This window comes from Micromonospora sicca (assembly GCF_003172935.1).
Taxonomy (GTDB): Bacteria; Actinomycetota; Actinomycetes; order Mycobacteriales; family Micromonosporaceae; genus Micromonospora; species Micromonospora sicca.
The window spans coordinates 1-4,883 of sequence record NZ_QGKS01000252.1 but is presented as its reverse complement, the minus strand read 5'-3'; the positions used below and the strand labels follow the sequence as shown (position 1 = coordinate 4,883).

1 protein-coding gene and 1 pseudogene are annotated in these 4,883 nt (G+C 76.4%); both read right to left on the bottom strand.

Features of this window, described 5'->3' with window-relative positions:
* Positions 1-131 precede the first annotated feature (131 nt).
* A pseudogene (locus tag DKT69_RS18615) lies at positions 132-1,568 on the bottom strand (magnesium chelatase ATPase subunit I); the annotation flags it as partial.
* Positions 1,569-1,597: 29 nt separating this feature from the next.
* Positions 1,598-4,883, bottom strand: a 3,286-nt coding sequence (gene cobN, locus DKT69_RS18610) for a cobaltochelatase subunit CobN (protein ID WP_109802805.1), incomplete at its 5' end; no start/stop codon positions are given.

Below are 4,883 nucleotides of genomic sequence, written 5' to 3'. Positions count from 1 at the left end.
CGTGCCCGCCGTCTGCCCGGCCGCCGCAGCGGTCGGGGGTGAATCTGGCGCCGAAGGCGGCTCGGACACAGGACGCTCCTTGGTCACAGGGTGCCGTCACTGTAGGGGCAAGCCCTCGCCGCCGTGCCGGCCCGGTCCCCGGTCGGGTCGCCTTGGGCGTCGCCGCGCCGCCCGCGGCTGCCCGGCCGGCCGTCCGGTCCACCGTCGGGGTCCCCGAAGGACCGGTCACCGAGCCGGTCCGGCCAGCTGTCGTCGCCGTACGCCGCCCCGTCGCCGTGGGCGGGTGACCGGCCGTCGTCGCCGTTCCCCCGTTCTCCGTCGGCCGGCGCGTCGGCGTCGGCGCGGTCCACGGCGTCATCGGCACCGGCGGGTGCCGGCGGGCGCTGGTCCCCGGACGGCCCGTGCCGGTCGGTCCCGCCGTGGCCCGCGGAACCGTGCCCCTCGTCGGCACCCGCCCGGTCGCCACCGTCGACGCCTTCGCCCGGCCCGCCGCCGCTGGGTCCGCCGTCCGGCCCCGGCCCGCCAGGGCCGCCGTCGGGCCCGGGCCCGTCGGTCGGGCCGCCGTCCGGCGGGTCGTCGTCGGGGTGCTCGTCCCGGGCACGTTGCAGCGCCTCGTCGAGGCGCTTCTCGTCCAGGCCCGGGGTGTCGAAGGGGTCGCGCCGGCGCCGGTGCGGCAGGGCCAGGCGGGCGGCGACCCGGACGTCGTCGGCGGTCACCCGCTCCCGACCCTGCCAAGCGGCGTGCGCGACGGCGGTCCGGGCGGTGACGATGTCGGCACGCATGCCATCGACGTCGAACGCGGCGCAGACCTCGGCGATCTGCCGCAGCGCGGGGTCGGGAAGGCGTACCCGGTCCAGCCGGTCGCGGGCGGCGACGACCCGCCGGGCCACCGCCGCGTCGGCCTCCGCCCAGCGGGCGGCGAAGCCGGCCGGCTCGGCGTCGGCGGCGAGCCGGCGGCGGACCACCTCGACCCGGACGGCGGGGTCGCGGCTCGCGGCCACCTCGACGGTGAGCCCGAACCGGTCGAGCAGCTGCGGGCGCAGCTCCCCCTCCTCCGGGTTCATCGTGCCGACCAGCAGGAACCGGGCGGCGTGGCTGACCGAGACGCCCTCCCGCTCGACGTGGCAGCGCCCCATCGCCGCGGCGTCGAGGAGCAGGTCGACCAGGTGGTCGTGGAGCAGGTTCACCTCGTCGACGTAGAGCACGCCACGGTGGGCGGCGGCGAGCAGGCCGGGTTCGAAGGCGCGTACCCCCTCGGCGAGGGCCCGCTCCAGGTCGAGCGCGCCGACCACCCGGTCCTCGGCGGCGCCGACCGGCAGTTCGACCAGGCGGGCCGGGCGGCGCTCGGCGGGGCCGCCGGCCGGGTGCGGGCCGTCCGGGCAGGCCGGGTCGGGCCCGGCCGGGTCGCAGCCGAAGCGGCAGCCGGCCACCCGGTCCACCGGGGGCAGCAGCGTGGCGAGGGCCCGGACGGCGGTGGACTTGGCGGTGCCCTTCTCGCCCCGGACGAGCACCCCGCCGATGGCCGGGTTGACCGCGTTGAGCAGCAGGGCGAGCCGCATCTCGTCCATGCCGAGCACCGCGCTGAACGGGTAGCCGGTCACTGTCGCTCCTCCAGGTCGCCCTCGCTGGCCAGGTACGTCTCGCGGAGCCGGTCGAGGGTGGCCGGGTCGGGTTCGGCCCACATCCCCCGCTCGGCGGCCTCCAGCAGGCGTTCGGTGATCCCGCGCAGCGCCCACGGGTTGGACCGCTCCAGGAACTCCCGGGTGTCGGGGTCGAACAGGTACGCCTCGGCGAGCCGCGCGTACATCCAGTCGTCGACGACGCCGGCCGTGGCGTCGTAGCCGAACAGGTAGTCCACGGTGGCGGCCAGCTCGAAGGCGCCCTTGTAGCCGTGCCGGCGCATCGCGGCGATCCACTTCGGATTGACCACCCGGGCGCGGAACACCCGCCGGGTCTCCTCACCGAGGGTGCGGGTCCGCACGTCGTGCGGCATCGCCGAGTCCCCCACGTACGCGGCCGGCGCGACCCCGGTGAGGTGGCGGACGGTCGCCACCATCCCGCCGTGGTACTGGAAGTAGTCGTCGGAGTCGACGATGTCGTGTTCGCGGGTGTCCTGGTTCTTCACGGCGACGGCGATCCGGGCGAAGGAGCGTTCCATGTCGGCGCGCGCCTCCCGCCCGTCCAGCCCGTGGCCGTAGGCGTAGCCGCCCCAGACGGCGTACACCTCGGCCAGGTCGGCGTCGGTACGCCAGTTCCGGGCGTCGATCAGCGGCAGCAGTCCCGCCCCGTACGCCCCGGGCTTGGAGCCGAAGATCCGGGCGGTGGCCCGCCGCTCGTCGCCGTGCTCGGCCACGTCGGCGGCGACGTGCGCCCGGACGTAGTTGTCGTCCTCGGGCTCGTCCAGCGCGGCGACCCGCCGGACCGCGTCGTCGATGAGCGCGACGACGTGCGGGAAGGCGTCCCGGAAGAAGCCGGAGATGCGGACCGTCACGTCGACGCGGGGCCGGCCGAGTTCGGCCAGCGGCACCACCTCGACGCCGGTGACCCGGCGCGATCGGTCGTCCCAGGTGGGCCGGCAGCCGAGCAGCGCGAGGATCTCGGCGACGTCGTCGCCCTGGGTACGCATGGCGCTGGTGCCCCAGACGGTGAGCCCGACCGAGCGGGGGTACGCCCCGGTGTCGGCGAGGTGCCGGGCGAGCAGCGAGTCGGCGAGCGCCACCCCGACGTCCCAGGCGTTGCGGCTGGGGATCGCCTTCGGGTCCACGGAGTAGAAGTTCCGGCCGGTGGGGAGCACGTTGACCAGGCCGCGGGTGGGCGAGCCGGACGGGCCGGGCGGGACGAAGCGGCCGTCGAGCGCGCCGAGCACCCGGTCGATCTCGTCGGTGGTCCGGTCGAGGCGGGGCACCACCTCGCGGGCGGCGAAGCGCAGCACGTCGGCGGCGTCGGGGAGCGTCCGCCCGGTGACCTCCTGGACGACGGCGTCGACCTTGCCGGCGTCCCAGCCGAGGGTCTCCATGCCGACGACCAGGCGGCGGGCCAGGGCCTCGATCAGGTCGACCGCGTCGGCGGCGGTGGCGGCGGGGCCGTCCACCACGTCGGTCAGCGCCTCGGGCAGGCCGACCCGGGTTCCGGGCGCGGCGAGCAGGGCCTGCTCGTCCAGGCCGACGCTCGCGGCGAGGGCCTGCCGCAGGCCGGGCAGGGCGCGCGCGCCACCCCACACCTGCGGGGCGCGGAGCACGGCGAGGACCAGGTTGACCCGGGCCTCGCCGCTGGGCGCCTGGGCGAGGACGTGCAGCCCGTCGCGGATCTGCACGTCCTTGACCTCGCAGAGGTACCCGTCGAGGTGCAGCACGAAGTCGTCGAAGTCCGCGGCGTCGGGCATCCGCTCGGTGTGCAGGTCGTGGTGCAGCTCGGCGGCGCGCACGAGGTCCCAGATCTGCGCCTGGACCGTTGGCACCTTGGTCGGGTCGAGGGCCTGCACGGTGGCGTACTCGTCGAGGAGCTGTTCGAGCTTGGCCAGTTCCCCGTACGTCTCGGCGCGCGCCATCGGCGGCACCAGGTGGTCGACGACGACGGCGTGGGCGCGGCGCTTGGCCTGGGTGCCCTCGCCGGGGTCGTTGACGATGAACGGGTACACCAGCGGCAGGTCGCCGAGGACGGCGTCGGGGGCGCAGCCGGCGGCCAGCCCGAGCCCCTTGCCGGGCAGCCATTCCAGGGTGCCGTGCTTGCCGAGGTGCACCACCGCGTCCGCGCCGAAGCCGCCGTCGGCGACCGGCGCGGCCAGCCACCGGTACGCGGCCAGGTAGTGGTGGCTGGGCGGCAGGTCGGGGTCGTGGTAGATGGCGATCGGGTTCTCCCCGAAGCCGCGCGGCGGCTGGATCAGCAGCACCACGTTGCCGAAGCGCAGCCCGGCCAGGACGACGTCCCCGCCGTCGGTGTAGAGCCGGCCGGGCGGCTCTCCCCAGTGTTCCCGCATCCGTTCGCGAAGCGAGGACGGCACCGCGTCGAACCAGCGCCGGTAGGTCTCCCCGGGCACCCGGGCCTCGGCGGCGGCGAGCTGCTCCGGGGTCAGCCATTCGACGTCGTGCCCGCCGGCCGCGATGAGGGCGTGGATCAGCGCGTCCCCGTGGTCGGGCACGGGCGCGCCGCCCAGCCGGTAGCCGGCGTCGGCGAGGGCGGCGAGCAGCCGTACCGCCGAGGCGGGGGTGTCCAGGCCGACGGCGTTGCCGACCCGGGAGTGCTTCGTCGGGTAGGAGCTGAGCACCACGGCGACCCGCTTGTCGGCGTTCGGCACGTGCCGCAGCCGGGCCTGGCGCACCGCGATGCCGGCGACCCGGGCGGCCCGCTCCGGATCGGGTTCGTAGACCGAGAGCCCGTCGGCGTCGATCCGCTTGAACGAGAACGGCACGGTGATGATCCGCCCGTCGAACTCGGGGATGGCCACCTGCATCGCGGCGTCCAACGGGGAGAGTCCGGCGTCGCCGGCGGCCCACTGCTCCCGGGTGCTGGTCAGGCAGAGCGCCTGGATGACCGGTACGTCGAGGGCGGCGAGCGCGCCGACGTCCCAGGCGTCCTCGTCGCCCCCGCCGGAGGCGTCGGCGGCGACCGTCCCGCCGGCGGCGAGCACCGTCACGACGAGCGCGTCGCAGCGGGCGAAGAGGTCGAGCGGTCCGGCGCCGGGGGTGAGCCCGCGCAGCGAGCCGCAGAAGATCGGCAGCGGGCGCCCGCCGGCCGCCGCGACCGCGTCGGCCAGGGTCTCGACGAAGGCGGTGTTCCCGGCCAGGGCGTGCGCCCGGTAGAACACGATCCCGACCGTGGGCCGTCCGTCGCCATCCGTGGCCCGGCCGCCGTCGTGGGCGGGGTCGCCGAGGATGCCGTACGGC